15 protein-coding genes are annotated in these 19,384 nt (G+C 72.8%); 2 read left to right on the top strand and 13 right to left on the bottom strand.

Annotated elements, in window-relative coordinates; genetic code table 11:
- Window positions 1–812 precede the first annotated feature (812 nt).
- The 9 genes from H9623_RS00925 to H9623_RS00885 all read right to left on the bottom strand — a co-directional run bounded on the left by H9623_RS00925 (window position 813) and on the right by H9623_RS00885 (window position 11,410).
- The gene (locus H9623_RS00925; protein WP_193718208.1) at window positions 813–2,531 is read right to left on the bottom strand and encodes a DUF6297 family protein; all 1,719 of its coding nucleotides are present in this window, start codon (window positions 2,529–2,531) and stop codon (window positions 813–815) included.
- A 10-nt stretch (window positions 2,532–2,541) separates the two neighbouring features.
- A complete protein-coding gene (locus tag H9623_RS00920) occupies window positions 2,542–3,237 on the bottom strand; it encodes an ABC transporter ATP-binding protein (protein ID WP_193718207.1) in 696 nt (231 codons plus the stop codon).
- Window positions 3,238–3,239: 2 nt separating this feature from the next.
- A complete protein-coding gene (locus H9623_RS00915; protein WP_193718206.1) occupies window positions 3,240–4,316 on the bottom strand; it encodes a bifunctional riboflavin kinase/FAD synthetase in 1,077 nt (358 codons plus the stop codon).
- Window positions 4,317–4,465: 149 nt separating this feature from the next.
- Window positions 4,466–5,428 (bottom strand): tRNA pseudouridine(55) synthase TruB, encoded by a 963-nt coding sequence (gene truB / locus H9623_RS00910; protein ID WP_193718205.1) that lies wholly within the window; start codon window positions 5,426–5,428, stop codon window positions 4,466–4,468.
- A gap of 165 nt (window positions 5,429–5,593) precedes the next feature.
- Window positions 5,594–6,049 carry a 30S ribosome-binding factor RbfA gene (gene rbfA / locus H9623_RS00905; protein ID WP_193718204.1) on the bottom strand — a complete coding sequence of 152 codons (456 nt, stop codon included), beginning with the start codon at window positions 6,047–6,049 and terminating at the stop codon, window positions 5,594–5,596.
- 193 nt (window positions 6,050–6,242) lie between these two features.
- Window positions 6,243–9,185, bottom strand: a complete 2,943-nt coding sequence (gene infB, locus H9623_RS00900) for a translation initiation factor IF-2 (protein WP_193718203.1) — start codon at window positions 9,183–9,185, stop codon at window positions 6,243–6,245.
- A gap of 221 nt (window positions 9,186–9,406) precedes the next feature.
- Window positions 9,407–9,604, bottom strand: a complete 198-nt coding sequence (locus H9623_RS19880; RefSeq protein ID WP_321575205.1) for a YlxR family protein — start codon at window positions 9,602–9,604, stop codon at window positions 9,407–9,409.
- 147 nt (window positions 9,605–9,751) lie between these two features.
- Window positions 9,752–10,858, bottom strand: a complete 1,107-nt coding sequence (gene nusA, locus H9623_RS00890) for a transcription termination factor NusA (protein WP_193718201.1) — start codon at window positions 10,856–10,858, stop codon at window positions 9,752–9,754.
- A 3-nt stretch (window positions 10,859–10,861) separates the two neighbouring features.
- Complete coding sequence (locus H9623_RS00885; RefSeq protein ID WP_227747946.1) at window positions 10,862–11,410, bottom strand: ribosome maturation factor RimP; 549 nt, start codon at window positions 11,408–11,410, stop codon at window positions 10,862–10,864.
- A 237-nt stretch (window positions 11,411–11,647) separates the two neighbouring features.
- Between H9623_RS00885 and H9623_RS00880 the strand changes: the two genes are divergently transcribed.
- The gene (locus tag H9623_RS00880) at window positions 11,648–12,631 is read left to right on the top strand and encodes a DUF4439 domain-containing protein (RefSeq protein WP_193718200.1); all 984 of its coding nucleotides are present in this window, start codon (window positions 11,648–11,650) and stop codon (window positions 12,629–12,631) included.
- 97 nt (window positions 12,632–12,728) lie between these two features.
- Here H9623_RS00880 and H9623_RS00875 read toward each other — a convergent pair whose 3' ends face one another.
- Window positions 12,729–14,582, bottom strand: coding sequence for a proline--tRNA ligase (locus tag H9623_RS00875; protein ID WP_227747944.1), 1,854 nt, complete (start codon window positions 14,580–14,582; stop codon window positions 12,729–12,731).
- A gap of 112 nt (window positions 14,583–14,694) precedes the next feature.
- Here H9623_RS00875 and H9623_RS00870 point away from each other — a divergent pair, with 112 nt between their 5' ends.
- A complete protein-coding gene (locus tag H9623_RS00870; RefSeq protein ID WP_193718199.1) occupies window positions 14,695–15,648 on the top strand; it encodes an Fpg/Nei family DNA glycosylase in 954 nt (317 codons plus the stop codon).
- Between the two features lie 3 nt (window positions 15,649–15,651).
- On the opposite strand, the gene H9623_RS00865 is transcribed toward H9623_RS00870, so the two are convergent.
- The 3 genes from H9623_RS00865 to H9623_RS00855 all read right to left on the bottom strand — a co-directional run bounded on the left by H9623_RS00865 (window position 15,652) and on the right by H9623_RS00855 (window position 19,247).
- Window positions 15,652–16,590: a GNAT family N-acetyltransferase gene (locus H9623_RS00865; protein ID WP_193718198.1), complete on the bottom strand. Its 939-nt coding sequence runs from the start codon at window positions 16,588–16,590 to the stop codon at window positions 15,652–15,654.
- 10 nt (window positions 16,591–16,600) lie between these two features.
- Window positions 16,601–17,740, bottom strand: coding sequence for a flavodoxin-dependent (E)-4-hydroxy-3-methylbut-2-enyl-diphosphate synthase (ispG, locus tag H9623_RS00860; RefSeq protein WP_193718332.1), 1,140 nt, complete (start codon window positions 17,738–17,740; stop codon window positions 16,601–16,603).
- 196 nt (window positions 17,741–17,936) lie between these two features.
- Window positions 17,937–19,247, bottom strand: a complete 1,311-nt coding sequence (locus H9623_RS00855; RefSeq protein WP_193718197.1) for a M50 family metallopeptidase — start codon at window positions 19,245–19,247, stop codon at window positions 17,937–17,939.
- Window positions 19,248–19,384: the final 137 nt, after the last annotated feature.

The raw sequence follows: 19,384 nt of genomic DNA, 5'->3' as shown, positions 1-19,384 counted from the left end.
CCAGCGTCGAACCGCGCCATGGAAAGTCACGAGCCCTCCCGGCACTCCGCCCCACAGGGCGAGAACAACAAGTCCCCACTCTCCAGAGAAGACCCCCATTGCGGCCACAATAATCGACATCGCAAACGCGACTACAGCACCGACCCTGCGTGTCCTTGCCGCACGCAAGTGCGCCACAGCGTAGTGGTCACGGTCCCTCATCCAAACACCTTCCAATGTTCCCCGTGTGTTATTTGGCCATCGTTATACCTCTATCCAGAACCCACCCCATTGCCAATCGCCCACCCCGAAACTTCGATCATTGCATAGTTAAGATATGGCAGTTCCGAGCCAACCGACCGAAACAACGTCGTTGCGCCGGCGCCTACCCCAAGAGTTGTAACCCCCACTCCGCCAGCACCATAGGAAGCCCACATCGCCTGTTCATTTCCCAGCCTTCCGTTTGCACAGCCATTTACGAACGAGAGGCCGCTCGAGGTCAATCCGGCCGAAGTTACCACCGCCGGTCACATCGACCCAACCCAACGTTGCGGGGCACCAGAACATGAAGGCTTGTGCGCGATCGACGCCGAGTCCTGAAGCGCGCCCCATGAACCTATATGCGAGAAGGACGACGAGACCACTGGCCGCCGCTCCGTAAGCCACGCACCCATCATCGATGACCGGCACAGACCGAAACCCACACCCCCTGCGGGCGGGCCCAAGCCGGCTCTCAGCGAAGATCCAGTCAGCGGTGGTGGCAGGACACGAGAACCAACCAGGACTCTTCTGCAATTCCCCGGCAAGCGCGCCTGGCGCGCATCCGGGCGCGCTCAGCCGAGCAGCGGCTTGGCCCCCACGGCCCGCACGTGCGACGCCACGGCGAGCGCGATCCACACCGCGATCCCCTGGAACACGATCAGGGTCGGGGTGGGGGTGCCCACGAGGAGACAGATTCCCAGCGGGATGGCGCCGAGCACAGCGACGTCGGGCCCCTGCGAGACCATCGACATGGCTCCGGTCGGCAGCGCGCCGGCGGGGGTCGCCATGAGCGGGCCGGACCAGTTGGGCGGCTTGCGGTAGGCGGAGCGGACCGCTGCGGCCCCCATGCCCACCGCGACGACCGCGATGAGCGCCACCCACAGCGGGTCGCCCGTGCTCAGCACGAGCGGGACGATCCCGACGACGAGGGCGAGGAGCGCGGTCAGCGCGGGCACGACCGTGCGCGCCAGCCGGGCGTCGCGCGCGGAGAGCGGCATCATCGCGTCGAGAGCGGGCACCATCTCGGCGGTGCGCGCGCCCTCGGCGCCGAGCTGGGCGCCGCGGAAGCCCGCGACGACGAGCAGCACGAACAGCCCGAACCCGCCCTCGAACGCGGGCACCTGCTGGGCGACGATCACCAGTGCGGTCAGGCCCACGAGCTGGGCGAGCGCCGAGGGGCTGCGGCGCAGGAGCGTGAGGTCTGCCGCGACGAGCGCGGTGACCGGCCCGCGCACGGTCGCGAAGCGTGCGAGCCTGCGGTTCCTGCCTCCGCGCGTCGACCCCGCCCGGCTCAGCGCCCGACCGAGCTCGCGCGTGTCGAGCGACAGGATCGCACCGCCCGCCTGGTCGGCGACCGCACTCTGCGCACGCAAGACCTGGGCGCCCAGCGCCTCGAGACGCCGCCACCACACGACCGCGAGGGCCAGGGCGCCGACGCCGAGCGCCCCGATCGCCCACGCCGGGACGGACAGCTCGCGCAGGTCGGACCAGCCCGCGGCGACGAGCACGACGCCGGCGACCGGGACCGCAGCGATCAGGACGTCGCTCACCCGGGCGGCCGCGGCCGCGACCCGGGTCCGGGGCTGGATGAGCCCGGCGACACCCACGAGCAGCAGGCCCGCTGCGGCGCCGAGGGCCGCGCTGCGACCGGCCACCCCGGGATCACCGCCCGACGCGAGCGCGATCATCGCGAACCCGCCTGCTCCGAGGAGGACCGCCACCGCGACCCCGCGCCAGTAGGACGGGGTCAGCAGCCCTCGACGGTCGACGGGCATCGGGACCCACCACCGCACCCCCGCGCTCCCCGTCCCCAGGGGGCCGAGGCGCACGGCCATGCCGGTCATGAGGGCCAGGAGCGCGACCGAGGCGAGGGCCTGGATCGTGGCCGGGGTCAGCACCGGGGGCCGACCGCCCGCGGGCTCGACGAAGAGCGTCTCACGCAGCACGTTCGCGGCCCCCACGACGAACAACGCCGAGATCGCGACCGACACCACGACGTACGCGACGTCGCCGAACAGCTCGCCCGGTCCGGCGTCGGCACGCGACGCCGTGACGCGCGCGGTCAGGCGCCGGATCTCCCGGCCGGAGAACTCCTCGTCGGGGTCGGTCGTCAGGAGCGGCAGGGGCGCCCGGGGCGGGGTGGGCGGCGCGGGCTCGGGCGACGTGCCTCCCGAGGGCTCGCCCGGGGCAGCGCCGTGCGCACCGTCGTGCGACGCGGGCCTCGCAGCCGCGTGGCCCGACGTCGGCTTCCCGCTCGGGTGCTTCCTGCCCTTGCCGCGCGCCGCGTTCATCGCCGGATCCTCAACGGACCTGGGCGAGCGCTTCGAGCGCCGCCTGGTGCCCCAGGCGCACGCACTCGTCGTCGCCGACCAGGAGCCCGCGGGCTCCGGTGCGCTCGACCAGGTCGGGGTCGTGCGTCGCGAAGACCACCGCGGCCCCGCGACCGGCCTCCTCGACGAGGATGCGGGCCAGGTCGGCGCGCATGCCGGGGTCGAGCCGCTGCTCGGGCTCGTCGAGGACCAGGACTTCGCGCGGGCGGGCGAACCCGGCTGCGAGCAGGAGGCGTCGACGCTGCCCCGAGGACAGCTCGGTCGGCATGGCGCCCGACTGCTCGCCGAGACCGAAGCGGTCGAGCAGCTCGTCGACGACCTCGCCCGCACCCGCAACCCCGTGGCCGCGCGCGGTCAGGACCAGGTGCTCGCGCGCCGTGAGTCCCGGGAAGTAGGCGTCGTCGTCCAGGATCCCGACGACCTTCGCGCGGAAGTCGCGCTCGCGCTCGTCCACGTCTCGCCCGAACGCCAGGACCTTGCCGGACAGGGGCGCGAGCACCCCCAGGAGCGCACGCAGGAGCGTCGACTTGCCGCTGCCGTTGGGCCCGATGATCGCCCACAGCTCGCCCGGCCGGACGGCCAGGTCGACGGGCGCGCACACGGGTGCCTCGGCGTACCCGACGCGCAAGGCTCGGGTCTCCAGGACGGGCTGCCTCTTGACCGACACGGCTACTCCCCCGCCCCGGTCGTGGACGCGCCGACGCCGCCCGGTCCACCTGGCCCGCTCGGCTCGGGGGAGGTCCGCGCAGGCGTCCTCGCGCCCGAGGCGAGGATCACGCGGGCTCGCGCGACGTCGTCGTGCATGGTCTCCACGAGCGCGTCGATCCCGTCGAAGCGCAGCGTGGGGCGCAGGTGCTCGACGAACTCCAGGACGACCTCCTCGTCGTACAGGTCGAGGTCGGTGCGGTCCAGGACGTAGGCCTCGACGCGGCGCTCGACGCCGTCGAACGTGGGGTTGGTGCCGATCGAGATGGCTGCGGGCAGCACGCCGTCACAGTTCCCCGGGTCTGCCGCGAGGAGCTGGGGACGACGCAGCCAGCCCGCGTACACGCCGTCGGCCGGGATCATGCCCGTGATGTCGCCCAGGTTGGCGGTGGGGAACCCGAGCTCGCGCCCGCGCGCGTCGCCGTGGATCACGACGCCGCGCACGCGGTGGTGCCGGCCGAGCAGCGCGGCGGCCTCGCGGACCTTGCCGTCCTCGAGCAGGCCGCGGATCTCGGTCGAGGACCAGCGCCCGCTGGGCACCGCCGGCTCCCCGTCGCCCGACGTGACCGTCCCGACGTCGTCGATCGCCCGGACCGCGAAGCCGTACGTGCCGCCGAGCTCGACCATGGTCGCCAGGTTGCCCGAGTTGTCGCGCCCGAACCGCACGTCGTGGCCCACGACGACGGTCTGCGCGCCGAGCCCGTCGACGAGGTAGGTCCGCACGAACTCCTCGGGCGTCTGCCGTGCGAAGTCGAGCGTGTACTCGACGAGCAGCACGGCGTCGAGGCCCGTGCCCTCCAGCAGCTCCATGCGGTCCGCGATCCCGGTCAGGAGCTCGGGCGCCTGCTCGGGCCGGTGGACCATCGCGGGGTGCGGGTGGAACGTGACCGCGACGGCCTGCGAACCCGACTCGCGGGCGAGCGACACGATGCGGCCGAGCACCTCGGCATGGCCGCGGTGGACGCCGTCGAAGTTGCCGATCGTCACGACCGACGGTCCGAATCCCGGCGGAACCTGGTCCAGGTCCGTCCACAGGTGCACGCGTACTCCTCGAGATGTGTGTGAGGCGGGCCCGCTCACCAGGCCCGACGACGGCGCGCACCCACGGCGCGCCTGGTCAAGGTTGCCACGTCTCGCCCGGGTGTTCCCCATCGAACCGGGGGGCGGTCACCCGTCGGACGGGCTCGGGCTCACGCCGGGGCGAACACGATCACGGGTCTGGCCTTGTGCTTGCCCTCGCGCACGACGTTCTCGAGCAGCGCGACGAGGGATCCGTCGTCGCCGATCGCGGCCGTCGTCGCGTCCTGCGGCGACGGGTCGACCCACTTGCCGTACGACAGCGCGTTGCGCTCCTCGGCGGTCAGGTCGCGCACCGGGAACGTGGCGCGGGCGGCGTCCGCGAGCGGGAGCGTCGCGAGCACGCCGTCACGCTCGACCTGCGCCTCGAGCTCCTCGAGCGTCGCGGCGCCGTCGATCCCGTACCCGCCCACGCGCGTGCGGCGCAGGGCCGTGAGGTGTCCCCCGACGCCGAGGTCCTCGCCCAGGTCGCGCGCGAGGGCACGGATGTACGTGCCCGACGAGCACACGACCGTGACGTCGACGTCGAGCGCGGGAGCGTCGTCGGGCCCGGCCGCAGGGACGGGCCGCACGTCGTGGACGTCGAAGCGCGAGATCGTCACGGGGCGGGCCTTGAGCTCGACCTGCTCCCCCGAGCGGACGAGCGCGTACGCGCGCTTGCCGTCGACCTTGATCGCGGACACCGAGCTCGGCACCTGCTCGATGGATCCGGTCAGCAGCGCGACTCCCGCGTCGATCGCCTCGCGCGTCACGGCCGAGGCGTCCGCGCGCGAGGTGGTCTCGCCCTCGGCGTCGTCCGTGGACGTGGCCGCGCCCAGCCGGATGGTCGCGGTGTACTCCTTGTCCGCGCCCACCACGTAGGTGAGCAGCTTGGTGGCGCGCCCGATCCCCAGGACCAGGACACCCGTCGCCATGGGGTCGAGCGTGCCGGCGTGGCCCACCTTGCGGGTCCCGGCGAGACGGCGCAGGCGCGCCACCACGTCGTGGCTCGTGAGTCCCTGCGGCTTGTCGACGATCACGAGGCCGTCGGGGGCGGTGGGGCGGCGCTCGCGCACCGGCTTCTGGTCCTGCGTCATCGGGGTCCTCGGGGGTCGGGCTCTGCGTCCGGCGTTTTCTGCCGGGCACGCGGCGTGCTCGGGTCGGACGGCGCAACGGCCGGTCCCCGAGCGGGGACCGGCCGTTGCGCGGTTCTCGTCGTGCGGCACCTGCCCGATCGCTCGTGGCGCGGTGCACCGCCGACGTCAGGCGGGTGCGACCTCGTCGGAGTCCGTGTCGTCGGCCGCGGGCTTCTTGTACGGGTCGGCGTCGCCGGCGTACGTGGCCTTCTCGCGCAGCGCGGCGAGCTCGGCGTCGCGACGCGCGGCCTCGTGGAGAGCGACGTCGAGGTGCGCCGCGGTCTCCGGCACGGAGTCGAGGTGGAAGTCGATCGACGGCGTGAGGCGGATGCCGGTCTGCTTGCCGACCTCCGACCGGATGATCCCCTTGGCGCTCTCGAGCGCCGCGGCGGTCCCGGCGCGCTCCTCGTCGTCGCCGTAGACCGTGTAGAACACCGAGGCGCTCTGCAGGTCACCGGTGACGCGCACGTCGGTGATGGTCACGAACCCGAGCCGGGGGTCCTTGATCCGGGTGTCGAGCATCTGGGCCACGATGACCTTGATGCGGTCAGCGAGCTTCCGAGCCCTGGGCTTGTCGACCATGGTCCAGTCCTTTCATCAGGGTGAGCCCCCGGGGTGTCAGCCCCGGCGGGCCCCTTCGGGCGACGTGCACCGACGAACAGCTCCGCCGACGCCCGACCGTGAGGGGTGGCGGGTCGTGGTGGGTCTGGCACGGGCCACCAGGCCCGCGGTAGACCCGCCACCCCTCACGGGTAGGCGTCAGCGGAGAGGTACGTCAGCTACGCGGCTTCTCCCGCATCTCGAACGTCTCGATCGTGTCACCGATCTGCAGGTCGTTGAACGACCCGAGGCCGATACCGCACTCGAAGCCCTCGCGGACCTCCGTGGCGTCGTCCTTGAACCGCTTGAGCGACTCGACCGTGAGGTTGTCGCCGACGACGGCTCCCCCACGCAGGACGCGCGCCTTGGAGTTCCGTCGGATCTCGCCGGAGCGGACGATCGAACCCGCGATGTTCCCGAACTTCGAGGAACGGAAGACCTCGCGGATCTCGGCGGTGCCGAGCTGCGCCTCTTCGTACTCGGGCTTGAGCATGCCCTTGAGAGCAGCCTCGACGTCGTCGATCGCCTGGTAGATGATCGAGTAGAACCGGACGTCGACGCCTTCGCGCTCCGCCAGTGCCTCGACGCGCTCGCCGTACTTGACGTTGAACCCGATGATGATCGCGTTGTCCACGGTCGCCAGGTTGACGTCGTTCTGGGTGATCGCACCGACGCCGCGGTGGATGATGCGCAGCTGGACCTCGTCGCCGACGTCGATCTGCAGCAGCGCGTCCTCGAGTGCCTCGACGGCACCGGAGACGTCGCCCTTGAGGACCAGGTTGAGGGTCTCGACCTTGCCCTGCTCGAGCGCCTGGGCGAAGTCCTCGAGGCTGACGCGCTTGCGGCGCTTGGCCAGGAGGGCTGCGCGCTCGGCGGCCTCGCGCTTCTCGGCGATCTGACGAGCGGTGCGCTCGTCAGGAGCCACGAGGAACGTGTCACCGGCGCTGGGCACGGACGCGAGTCCGAGCACCATGACAGGGCGGGCGGGGCCGGCCTCGGTGACGTTGTTGCCGTGCTCGTCGAACATGGCACGGACACGGCCGTGGGCGGTGCCCGCGACGATCGCGTCCCCGACGTGGAGCGTGCCGGACTGGACCAGGACGGTCGCGACGGCGCCGCGGCCCTTGTCGAGGTTCGCCTCGATGGCGACGCCTCGTGCGTCCTTGTCCGGGTTGGCGCGCAGGTCGAGCGAGGCGTCCGCCGTGAGGAGGACGGCCTCGAGCAGCGCGTCGATACCCATGTTCTGCTTCGCGGAGACGTCGACGAACATGGTGTCGCCGCCGTACTCCTCGGCCACCAGGTTGTACTCGGTGAGCTGCTGGCGGATCTTGGCCGGGTTCGCCGACTCCTTGTCCACCTTGTTCACCGCGACGACGATCGGCACGCCGGCCGACTGCGCGTGGTTGAGGGCCTCGACCGTCTGGGGCATGACGCCGTCGTCGGCCGCGACCACGAGGATCGCGATGTCGGTCACCTGGGCACCACGGGCACGCATGGCGGTGAACGCCTCGTGACCCGGGGTGTCGATGAACGTGATGGGACGCTCGACGCCCTCGTGCTCGTGACGCACCTGGTAGGCACCGATGTGCTGCGTGATGCCGCCGGCCTCGCCGGAGATGACGTCGGTCTGACGGATCGCGTCGAGCAGTCGCGTCTTACCGTGGTCGACGTGACCCATGACGGTGACGACGGGCGGACGAGCCTGGAGCTCGTCGTCGCTCTCGCCCTCGAGCTCGGCGTCCAGGTCGATGTCGAAGGCCCCGAGCAGCTCGCGGTCCTCCTCCTCGGCCGAGACCATCTCGATGACGTAGCCGAGCTCCGCCGCGAGCGAGCCGAACGTGTCCTCGTCGAGGGACTGCGTGGCGGTCGCCATCTCACCGAGGTGGAACAGCACCGTCACGAGGCTCGCGGGGTTCGCGTCGATCTTGTCGGCGAAGTCGTTGAGCGAGGAGCCGTGACGCAGACGCACGACGGTCGAGCCGTTCCCGCGGGGAACCTGCACGCCACCCAGCGAGGGGGCCTGCATCTGCTCGAACTCCTGGCGCTTCGCCCGCTTGGACTTGCGCCCACGAACGGGGCGCCCTCCTGCGCGACCGAACGCACCCTGCGTGCTGCCACGCCCGGCGCCACCACGGCCACCGCCGCCGGGGCGACCGGCGAAGCCGCCGCCACCACCAGGAGCGCCACCGCCACCGGGGCCGCCACCGGCGCCGCCGGGACGACCGGCGTAGCCACCGCGTCCGCCGCCGGCGCCACCGGCGCCACCACCCGGACGACCGCCGGGAGCAGGACGGTCACCGGGGCGACCGATCGAGGTGCGGCCCGGCATCATGCCGGGGTTGGGGCGAGGTGCACCAGGGCGCGGTGCGGGACGGGGGCCACCCGGACGGGGGCCGCCCGAACGCTCCGTGCTGCCTGCTGCGGGGTTCGCGTTCGCTGCGGGGTCCGCGGCCCGCTCGGGGCGCGCACCCGGCCGGGGCATGCCCTGGCTCGAGGCGAACGGGTTGTTGCCCGGGCGCGGGGCGCCGCCGGAACGCGGCATGCCCTGGCTGGAGGCGAACGGGTTGTTGCCCGGGCGCGGAGCGCCGGGACGTCCACCGCCGGAGGCGCCGGGGCGCGCAGCAGCGGGGCGAGGTCCGGGCGCGGGGGCGTTGCCGCCACCGGCAGGCTTGGGCGATGCGGACGGCTTGCGCTCGGCGGCGGGAGCCGGTGCCGGCGCCGCAGGCTTCTTGGCCTCGGGCTTCTTGGCCTCGGCGGCGGGCTCGACGAACGCGGGGCTCGCCGGGGCCTCCTTGGCGGGGGCCGGCGCAGGCGCAGGCGCCTTGGGCGCTGCCGGTGCAGCGGGGGCCGGCGCTGCCGGTGCCGGGGCAGAGGGCGCCGGAGCGGCCTCAGCGGCAGGCTTGGGGGCTGCCGGACGTGCCGGCGCGGGCTTGGCCGGAGCGCTTGCGCTCTCCGTGCCACCGGCCGGGAAGGTGTCCCGCAGCTTGCGGACGACCGGCGGTTCGATGGTCGAGGATGCCGAGCGGACGAACTCACCGAGTTCCGTCAGCTTGGTCATGATGGTCTTGCTTTCCACCCCGAGCTCCTTTGCGAGCTCGTAGACGCGGACCTTTGCCACAACTCTCCTGTCTCGGCCCACCCGAAACAGGGAGGACCGTCTTTAGTGCTGGGTGCTCATCGCTGGGTACTCATCGGGTGCCCATCGGCTTCTAACCCGCTTCCTTGTCGACGATTCGTGCGGTGTTCGTGCGGTACTGGCGCGGTTCGGCCCGCACGGCGCATGGAGCGCCGCCGGCCGGGACCGCCGACTGACGATGACTGGCGATGACTGACGACAGGTCAGACTTCCCTGTCGAGATGGGCTCGGGCTTCGGCGAGGTCCACAGGACCTGCGAGACGCAGGGCCCGGGGGAAGGCTCGTCGACGCTCGGCCAGCTCGAGGCAACGCCGAGCATCGTGGAGCCAGGCGCCGCGCCCCGGGAGCGACCGGCCGACGTCGACGACGAGCCGAGGCTCCGGGACGTCGGGCTGGTCCACCACGAGGCGGAGAAGAACAGACCGTAGGTCACGCTCCCGGCAGCCGACGCACGTTCGAACGGGCGCGTGAGCGCCTGAAGGGTCGTGTGACGGTTGCCGGACCCGTGGCCCAGTCAGGGACAGTCTAGCGCGCCCGCTCACCTGGTGTTACCCGTTTCCGTCACCGGCGCCCGCATCGTCCCCCCGGTTCGAGGCGTCCGCGGTCCGGGGCGCGGACGCCTCCGACTGCTCGACCTCGTCCGAGCGGATGTCGATGCGCCACCCCGTGAGCTTCGCGGCGAGCCGGGCGTTCTGCCCTTCCTTGCCGATCGCGAGGGACAGCTGGAAGTCCGGCACGACGACCCGAGCAGCCCGCGCCTCCGCGTCGACGACGGTGACCGACGTCACACGCGCCGGGGACAGCGCGCTGGCCACGAACTCCGCCGGGTCCTCGCTGTAGTCGACGATGTCGATCTTCTCGCCGTGCAGCTCGGCCATGACGGCGCGGACGCGAGCGCCCATGGGGCCGATGCACGCACCCTTGGCGTTGAGCCCCGCGACGCGCGAGCGCACCGCGACCTTGGACCGGTGGCCCGCCTCACGGGCGATCGCCATGATCTCGACCGAGCCGTCGGCGACCTCCGGAACCTCGAGCTCGAAGAGCTTGCGCACCAGGTTGGGGTGCGTGCGGCTCAGCGTGATCTGGGGGCCCTTCATGCCGCGGGCCACGTCCAGGACGTAGGCGCGCAGACGCTCGCCGTGGACGTAGTCCTCGGTCGGCACCTGCTCGTGCGGAGGCAGGAGCGCCTCGGTGCCGCCCACGTCGACCAGGACCATGCGAGGGTCGTTGCCCTGCTGGATGACGCCCGCCAGGACCTCGCCCTCCTTGCCGCGGAAGGTGCCCAGGATCTGGTCGTCCTCCGCGTCCCGCAGGCGCTGCACGATGACCTGTCGCGCGGTCGCGGTCGCGATGCGGCCGAAGTCCTTGGGCGTGTGGTCGAACTCGGGCCCGAACACCGGGGCCCGGTAGCGACGGACCGGCTCGCCGTCCTCGTCGAGCTCGGGCTCCTCGTCCTCCTCGGCCGGGAGCTCCTCGCGCGCCCAGACCGTGACGTGGCCCGTGCGGCGCTCGAGCTCGACCCGGGCGCGTGCGTAGGCGTCGGGGGTCCGGTGGTACGCAGAGAGCAGGGCCTGCTCGATCGCCGCCACCAGGATGTCGAGGCTGATGTCCTTCTCGCGCTCCAGCAGTCGCAGCGCACTCATGTCGATGTCCATGGATCAGACCTCCTCGTCGTTCGGGGCGTCGGCCCCGGGGTTCGCGTCAACAGCCATCTCCGGGCCGAGGTCCACCTCGAGGGCGCGCTTGAGCTCGACCTGGATCGCTCCGCGGACCACGTCCTCGAGCGCGACGGACTCCACCGCGGCGTCCGTGAGCAGCAGGTTCCCGTCCTCGACGTCGCGCAGACGTCCTTCGACGGTCCCACCGTCCTGCAGGGCGAGACGCACGATGCGTCCACGGGCGCGCTTGAAGTGGCGCAGCTCGGTCAGCGGGCGGGAGGTGCCGGGGGTCGAGATCTCGAGCGTGTAGGCGCCCGGGAAGGCGTTCGACGTGTCCAGCGCGGTGTTGATGTCGCGCGACACCTCGGCGACACGGTCCAGGTCGAGGTTGCCCGGGGCGTCCTCGGGGAGGTCCAGCGTGATGCGGACGACGGAGCGGCTCCCGGCCAGGGTGACGGTCACGTCCTCGAGGTACAGGTCGGCGTCCCGCACCACCGGTTCCACGGCCTGGCGGACCCTGTCCGCCCCGGCCTGCTTCGCCTTGTTCATCTCTCGGTCTCCCGTCGGCTCCCACTGCCCACCGGGCAAGGATTCGACCGGTGTGTTGTTGTACGGGATCAGCCTAACGACTCGCCCGCCAGGAACGTGACATCATCAGCCTCGATGACTCCCGAACCGACCCTGCACCAGCCCCTCCCGACCCACCCGGACGCCTCCTGGGCGTCCGCTTCGTCATGTTTTTCGCGGCGCAGCGGCCCGGGACGCCCTTCGGCGCGACGTGGCGTGGTGGCGATCGTCACGTCCCTCGCGCTGCTCGCCGCGGCCGGTTGCGGCGTCCGGCTCGAGACCCCTCCCCCGACCGAGCCCGTCCCGGACGCCCAGGAGACGCTCCGCCGGGTCGCGGTCGAGGGGGCGCTCCTCGTGGGCGGGCTCGCCGACGCGGCGGTCGCGACGTCGTCGGGCCTGGACCCGGCCGCGCTCGACGCCCTGACGCAGACCGGCGACCACGCCGACCAGCACGTGACCCAGCTCGGCGGGGTCTACGACTCCGGGCTCCCCGAGCCCGAGCCGGACCCCGACGACCCCGACCCGACCCCGACCGACGAGCCCTCGACCCCCGCCTCGGCCACGCCCGCCGAGGTCGTCGAGGCGCTCGCGTCGTCGAGCGCGGCGCTCCGCGACGTCGTCGACCAGACCGAGGACGGGGCGTTCGCCCGTCTGGTCGCCTCGATCGCGGCGTCGCAGGACGCCTCGGCCCGGCGCGTCGCCGCGGCGAGCGGGACACCGCTGCCCGAGTCGCTCGTCACCCCGACGGGGCTGCTGGTCCCCGAGGAGTCGCCGACGGGCCTGAGCGCGACCGACCTGTCGACCATCATCGAGGCCGAGGACGCCGCCGGGTACGCGTTCGAGCTCCGGGCCGCGCTCGCCGACGGCGACGTACGGGCCGCGGCGCTCGAGCGTGCCGTGCTGCACCGCGCGCGAGCCGAGGCCTGGGCGCAGGCCGCGGGCACGGCAGGCGGCGCCCAGGACCCGCGCCGGGTCGCGTACACGGTCCCGACCGACGTCCCGACGGCGGAGCTCGCGATCGAGCTCGAGTCCTCGCTCACCGAGTCGTACGCCGCGCTGACCGCCGACGCGGGCGCGGGGACGCGGCTCCCGCTCGCGGACCTGGCGATCGAGGCGAGCCTCGCGGCGGTCGCCTGGGGTGCGCCCGTCAGCGCCTTCCCCGGCCTGCCCGAGCAGTCGCAGGACGCGCCCACCGCCGGCTGACCCCGCCGGGGACAGCGACGGGCCGGGCCCGGGAGCCTCCAGCGCTCCCGGGCCCGGCCCGCGTCCATCGGTCCCGGCGTCGCCGCCGGGCGGCTGCTCAGGCGAGCAGCGCGGCGACCTTCTCGGTGACGAGGTCGGCGACCTCGGCGACGGGCACCTGCACGGCCTCGCCGCCCTGGCGCGGGCGCACCTCGACGACGCCGTCCGCGAGCCCACGGCCCACGACCACGACGAGCGGCGCACCCAGGAGCTCGGCGTCCTTGAACTTGACCCCGGGCGAGACCTTGGGGCGGTCGTCGTACAGGACCTCGACGCCGCGCGCGGAGAGCTCCGCGGTGAGCGACGCGGCAGCCTCGAAGACCGCCTGGTCCTTGCCCGTGGCCACGACCTGGACGTGCATCGGGGCCACGTGCGCGGGCCACGCGAGGCCGGCCTCGTCGTGGTTGGCCTCGGCCAGGGCGGCGAGCGCACGCGTCACGCCGATCCCGTACGAACCCATGGTCACGACGACCTGCTTGCCGTTCTCGTCGAGGACCGTCAGGCCCAGGGCCTGCGCGTACTTGCGTCCCAGGGCGAAGATGTGGCCGATCTCGATGCCGCGCGCGAGCTCGAGCGGGCCCGAGCCGTCGGGCGCGGGGTCGCCCGCACGGACCTCGGCGGCCTCGATCGTGCCGTCGGCCGTGAAGTCACGCCCGGCGACCAGGTCGAACACGTGCTTGCCGTGCTGGTTGGCGCCCGTGATCCAGCGGGTGCCCTCGACGACGCGCGGGTCCAGGAGGTAGCGCACGGCCGAGTGCGACGACGCGGGGGTCTTGCCCTCCGCAGGCACGGTCACCTGCGGGCCCTGCGGACCGAGCACCTCGGGGCCGATGTAGCCCTTGACGAGCTCGGGGTGCGCGGCGAAGTCCGCCTCGCCCGCGGGCTCGACCTCGGCGGGCTCGACCGCCGCCTCGAGACGCTTGAGGTCGACCTCGCGGTCGCCGGGCAGGCCCACGACGAGCACCTCGCGGCGACCGTCAGGGTGCGTGAGCGCGAGCACGACGTTCTTGAGCGTGTCGGCCGCGGTCCACTCGCGGTCAGGACGCGGGAAGCGCTCGTTGGCGAGCGCGACGAGCGAGTCGATCGTCGGGGTGTCGGGCGTGTCCTCGACGTGCGCCGCGGGGGCGTCGTCGTAGGGCAGGGCCTCGGGAACGGGCGTGACGACGGCCTCGACGTTGGCCGCGTAGCCGCCGGGCGAGCGCACGAACGTGTCCTCACCGATCGCGGTCGGGTTGAGGAACTCCTCGCTGCGCGAGCCGCCCATGGCCCCGGACGTCGCGGCCACGATCACGTACTCGAGGCCCAGGCGCGTGAAGATCCGCTGGTAGGCGGCGCGCTGGTTCTGGTACGAGGCCTCGAGCCCCTCCTCGGTCACGTCGAACGAGTACGCGTCCTTCATGATGAACTCGCGGCCACGGATCAGGCCCGCGCGCGGGCGCGCCTCGTCGCGGTACTTCGTCTGGATCTGGAACAGCGTGAGCGGCAGCTCCTTGTACGACGAGTACATGTCCTTGACGAGGAGCGTGAACATCTCCTCGTGCGTGGGGGCGAGCAGGTAGTCGCCGTCCTTGCGGTCCGTGAGGCGGAACAGGTTCGCGCCGTACTCCTCCCAGCGGCCCGTGGCCTCGTAGGGCTCGCGCGGCAGCAGCGCCGGGAAGTGGACCTCCTGGCCGCCCGCGTCCTCCATCTCCTCGCGCACGATCGCCTCGACCTTGGCGAGCACGCGCAGGCCCAGCGGGAGCCAGGTGTAGATGCCGGGGGCGGCACGGCGGATGTAGCCGGCGCGCACGAGGAGCTTGTGGCTCGCGACCTCGGCGTCGACCGGGTCCTCGCGCAGCGTCCGCAGGAACAGGGAGGTCATCTTGAGGGGCTTGACGGGGGGACCGACCACCCGGCTGGAGGCTGAAGACATGGGCCCGATCCTACCGTCGTGGCGCCCGGTCCCCCGCAGGGTTCCGGGCGCCGCACGCCCCGTCCCCGCTCGCGGCGGTGCGCAGGGCGCGACGAACGGGCACCATGGAAGCGTGCCCGAGCTCCCCGAGGTCGAGGCGCTCGTCCGGTTCCTCGACGAGCGCGCGACCGGTCGCGTCGTCGTCGCGGCCGACCTCGCGTCGATCGTCGCCCTCAAGACCTTCTCCCCGCCCCTGTCCGCCCTGGTGGGCGGCACGGTCACGGGTGCGTCGCGGCACGGCAAGTGGCTCGACCTCGCGGTGCGTCCAGCGACCGCGGGCGCCGGGGCAGGCGGGACGGTCGGGGGCGGCGCGGGCGCCACGGGCACAGCGCCCGACGGCGACCTCCACCTGGTCTTCCACCTCGCCCGGGCCGGGTGGTTGCGTTGGTCGGAGGATGCGCCGACCACGCCCGTGCGTCCCACCTCGAGCCGCGGAGGCGTGCGCGCGGTCCTCGCGCTGCGCGTCCGTCTCGACGACGGCTCCGGGTTCGACCTCACCGAGGCCGGAACGCGCAAGCGGCTCGCGATCCACCTGGTCCACGACCCCGCCGAGGTGCCCGCGATCGCGACCCTGGGCGTCGAGCCCCTGGGGCCAGAGCTCACGCGCGAACGGCTGGCCGAGCTGCTCGCAGCACGCAACCAGCAGATCAAGGGTCTGCTGCGTGACCAACGGCTCATCGCCGGGATCGGCAACGCCTACTCGGACGAGATCCTGCACGCAGCCCGGACCAGCCCGTTCCGCCTGACCCGCAGCCTCGACGCCGACGACGTGGCCCACCTGCACGACGCGATCCGGGACGTGCTCTCCGAGGCCGTCGCGACGTCGTCGGGCAGGCCGGCCGCCGAGCTCAAGGACGCCAAGCGGCGCGGGATGCGCGTCCACGGGCGCACGGGAGAGGCCTGCCCCGTGTGCGGGGACGTCGTGCGCGAGGTCTCGTTCGCGGACCGCAGCCTGCAGTACTGCGCGACGTGCCAGACCGGCGGGCAGGTCCTCGCGGACCGGCGCATGTCGAAGCTCCTGAAGTAGGGCTCAGAACAGGACCGTCGCGAACGTCCCCACCTGCTCGAACCCGACCCGGCGGTACGTCGCGAGCGCCCGTTCGTTGTAGGCGTTGACGTAGAGCGAGACGACCGGCGCGACCTCGCGGCGCGTGAGCTCCACGACTGCGGCCATGCCCGACTCGGACAGGCGTCGGCCCCGGAGGCGAGGATCGACCCACACGCCCTGCACCTGCGCGACGGCGGGCGTCACGGCACCGAGCTCGGCCTTGAACGCCACGACCCGCTCGGACGGCGCGACGCCCGCGAGCGGGTCGCCCGGCCCAGGCGTCTGCGCAGGTGCGCCACCGGCGAGCCGCACGAACGAGCGGCCCGAGGTGATGAGCCCGCGCACCCGCTCCCTGTACGCGTTGCCCCCCGCCGCCACGGGCGAGTAGCCGACCTCCTCGACGAACATGCGCACGCACGCCGGCAGCACCAGCGGGAGCTCCGCGGGGACCGAACGACGGACCAGCGGGTCCGCCTCGACGCTCGGGGCCCGGTCGATCATGAGCGAGGGCTGGTCGTCACGGACGTCGCGCGCGGCGGGCCAGTGCTCCGCCAGACGCTCCCAGAGGCCCAGCGCCGCAGCACGATCGCCCACGATCGACGACGCCCGCCGACCGAAGCGGCGGGCGAGCGCCGCGAAGGCGTCGAGCGCCTCCTCGCGCTCGGCGCCCTGCGCCGGGACGACCGGCACCAGGTTGGCCCCGGCCCAGCAGATCGCGACCAGGGGCCCCTGCGCGGGGAAGCCCCACACCTGTCCCCCGCTCTGGGAGAGCCTGGTCGCCTCGACGATCCGCGAGGCCGCGAGCGCCGACGCCACGGGGTCCACGGCGCACACCGCCAGCGCGGCCGGGACGTCCGCGTCCGTCAGGACCCGGGCGGCCTCCGGCCGGGACCACGGCCCCGGGGGGTGCCAGCGCGCCATCGCCGCGGGCTCAGCCGACGGTGACGACCGGCGGACCGGCCTGCGCGTCGTTCTCCGGCGTCATTGTCTCGGCGATCCGCATCGCTTCCTCGATGAGCGTCTCGACGATCATCGACTCGGGCACCGTCTTGACGACCTCGCCCTTGACGAAGATCTGACCCTTGCCGTTGCCGGACGCGACACCGAGGTCCGCCTCGCGCGCCTCCCCCGGACCGTTCACGACACAGCCCATGACCGCGACGCGCAGCGGCACCTCCATGCCCTCGAGCCCGGCCGTGACCTTCTCCGCGAGCGTGTACACGTCCACCTGGGCGCGGCCGCACGACGGGCACGAGACGATCTCCAGCTTGCGCGGACGCAGGTTGAGCGACTGCAGGATCTGGATGCCGACCTTGACCTCCTCGACCGGCGGGGCCGACAACGAGACACGGATCGTGTCGCCGATGCCCTTGCTCAGCAGCGCACCGAACGCCGTGGCCGACTTGATGGTCCCCTGGAACGCCGGGCCGGCCTCGGTCACGCCGAGGTGCAGGGGCCAGTCGCCGCGCTCGGACAGCAGCTCGTAGGCGCGCACCATGACCACGGGGTCGTTGTGCTTGACCGAGATCTTGAAGTCGTGGAAGCCGTGCTCCTCGAACAGCGACGCCTCCCAGACGGCCGACTCGACGAGGGCCTCCGGGGTCGCCTTGCCGTACTTCGCGAGCAGGCGCGGGTCGAGGGACCCGGCGTTCACGCCGATCCGGATCGAGGTGCCCGCGTCCGCGGCGGCGCGGGCGATCTCCTTGACCTGGTCGTCGAACTTGCGGATGTTCCCCGGGTTCACGCGCACCGCGGCACAGCCCGCGTCGATCGCCGCGAAGACGTACTTGGGCTGGAAGTGGATGTCCGCGATCACGGGGATCTGCGACTTCTTCGCGATGGCCGGCAGCGCGAGCGCGTCGTCCTGGCTCGGCACCGCGACGCGCACGATGTCGCAGCCCGCCGCGGTCAGCTCGGCGATCTGCTGGAGGGTCGCGTTGATGTCCGTGGTCGGGGTCGTGGTCATCGACTGGACGCTCACGGGGGCGTCACCGCCGACGTCGACCTTGCCGACCTTGATCTTGCGCGTCTTGCGGCGCGGCGCGAGGACCGGCGGGGGTGCTGCTGGCATGCCAAGGCTGATGGGTACGCTCACGGACCCAGTATCCCCCGCGCGGCACCCGCCCCGCGCCCGACGACGCCCCTCGCCCCGCTCCGCACACGAACGTTCGCGAGATCTTCACGGGTTCCCGGCGCCCCGGACCGCGGTCGGCCCGGGCGGGCGGGCGGGTGGGTCGGGCGCGGCTCGACGGCGGGTCGGGCGTGGGTCAGGTGATACGGATCGGGTTGACGATGTCCGCGTAGATCAGCAGCACGCCCATGCCGAGCAGGACGACCCACATGGCCAGCCCCAGCGGCACGAGCTTGGCCACGTCGGCGTGCGGGGGGCGCGGGCGCCCGCGGACCTTGGCGACCTGGCGCTTGGCGCCCTCGTACAGCGCGCCCGCGATGTGCCCGCCGTCGAGCGGCGGCAGAGGGATGAGGTTGAACGCGAACAGCGCGATGTTGAGCGAGGCCAGCAGGCTCAGCATGACCGCGACGCGGTCGACCACGTCGACCGAGTCCGCCCCCACGACGTCGACCGCGATCCGCCCCACGCCGACCGGACCCATGACCGAGGCGGGGTCGCGCTCCTCGCCGCCGAACGTCGACTGCACCACGTCGACCAGCTTGGCCGGCAGCGCGACGATGACCTCGGCCGTCCCGCTGACCTGGGCCCAGATGGCCGCGGGCACCGCGCTGAGCGGCTCGGAGACCCGCTCCTGGGTCGGGGCGATCCCCACGTACCCGGCCGGCCTGAGCACGAGCTCGCCCGCGTCGTCGGTCACGTACTGCCCGTCGTCCCCGACGATCGGGCGCTCGACCTCCGTCGGGGTGATCTCGAGCGTGACGCGCTCTCCGTCACGCTCGACCACGAGCGGGACCGTCTCGCCCGCGGCCCCCGTGATCTTGCCGACCAGCGACTCCCACGAGGCGACCGGCTCGCCGTCGAACGACACGATCGTGTCCCCGGGCTCGACCCCCGCCTCCGCGGCAGGGGTCGCCGGGTCGCCCGCGGCGCACTCGTAGTCCGCCGGGGCAGAGGCCGGCGCCACGCACGCAGGCACCGTCGCGACCGTCGTGGTCGCCTGCGGCGAACCGATCCCGACCAGCACCACCGTCATGAGCACGAACGCGATCACGAGGTTCATGAACGGTCCGCCGAACATCACGACGATCTTCTTGGGCACCGACAGGTTGTAGAAGGCCCGCGGCTCCTGGCCGGGCAGGATCTCCTCGGCGCTCATCTCCCGCGCGTCCTGCACCATGCGGCCGAAGAAACCGTTCGACTGCTTCGCCCCCGGGGGCGCCGGCGGGTACATCCCCACGAGGCGCACGTAGCCGCCCAGCGGGATCGCCTTGAGGCCGTACTCGGTCTCGCCCTTGGTCCGCGACCACAGGGTCGGGCCGAAGCCCACGAAGTAGTGGCTGACCCGGACGCCGAACTTCTTCGCCGGGACCATGTGTCCGACCTCGTGCAGCGCGATCGACACGAGGATGCCGACCAGCACGACCAGGATGCCGATCACCGCGGCCATGAGAACTCCGTTCGAGGATGCTGCGAGAGAGAGGGTGACTGTGCGGAAGGGGCGAACCTATCGCCGATTCCTGCGGAACGCCTGAGACCCGCGGAGGTCCCCGGGCGCCCGGCGGATCCTGCGAGCGGCCAGGACAC

This window comes from Oerskovia douganii (assembly GCF_015142735.1).
In the GTDB taxonomy this organism is placed as follows: domain Bacteria; phylum Actinomycetota; class Actinomycetes; order Actinomycetales; family Cellulomonadaceae; genus Oerskovia; species Oerskovia douganii.
This window is presented reverse-complemented; position numbering and strand designations above follow the sequence as displayed.

Excerpts from the sequence above, each read along its gene's own strand:
- H9623_RS00875 (WP_227747944.1), bottom strand. The coding sequence starts at position 14,582 with ATGTCTTCAGCCTCCAGCCGGGTGGTCGGTCCCCCCGTCAAGCCCCTC.
- ispG (WP_193718332.1), bottom strand. The coding sequence starts at position 17,740 with ATGCCAGCAGCACCCCCGCCGGTCCTCGCGCCGCGCCGCAAGACGCGC.
- rbfA (WP_193718204.1), bottom strand. The coding sequence starts at position 6,049 with ATGGTCGACAAGCCCAGGGCTCGGAAGCTCGCTGACCGCATCAAGGTC.
- H9623_RS00865 (WP_193718198.1), bottom strand. The coding sequence starts at position 16,590 with ATGGCGCGCTGGCACCCCCCGGGGCCGTGGTCCCGGCCGGAGGCCGCC.
- H9623_RS00925 (WP_193718208.1), bottom strand. The coding sequence starts at position 2,531 with ATGAACGCGGCGCGCGGCAAGGGCAGGAAGCACCCGAGCGGGAAGCCG.
- nusA (WP_193718201.1), bottom strand. The coding sequence starts at position 10,858 with ATGGACATCGACATGAGTGCGCTGCGACTGCTGGAGCGCGAGAAGGAC.
- H9623_RS00885 (WP_227747946.1), bottom strand. The coding sequence starts at position 11,410 with ATGAACAAGGCGAAGCAGGCCGGGGCGGACAGGGTCCGCCAGGCCGTG.
- H9623_RS00855 (WP_193718197.1), bottom strand. The coding sequence starts at position 19,247 with ATGGCCGCGGTGATCGGCATCCTGGTCGTGCTGGTCGGCATCCTCGTG.
- truB (WP_193718205.1), bottom strand. The coding sequence starts at position 5,428 with ATGACGCAGGACCAGAAGCCGGTGCGCGAGCGCCGCCCCACCGCCCCC.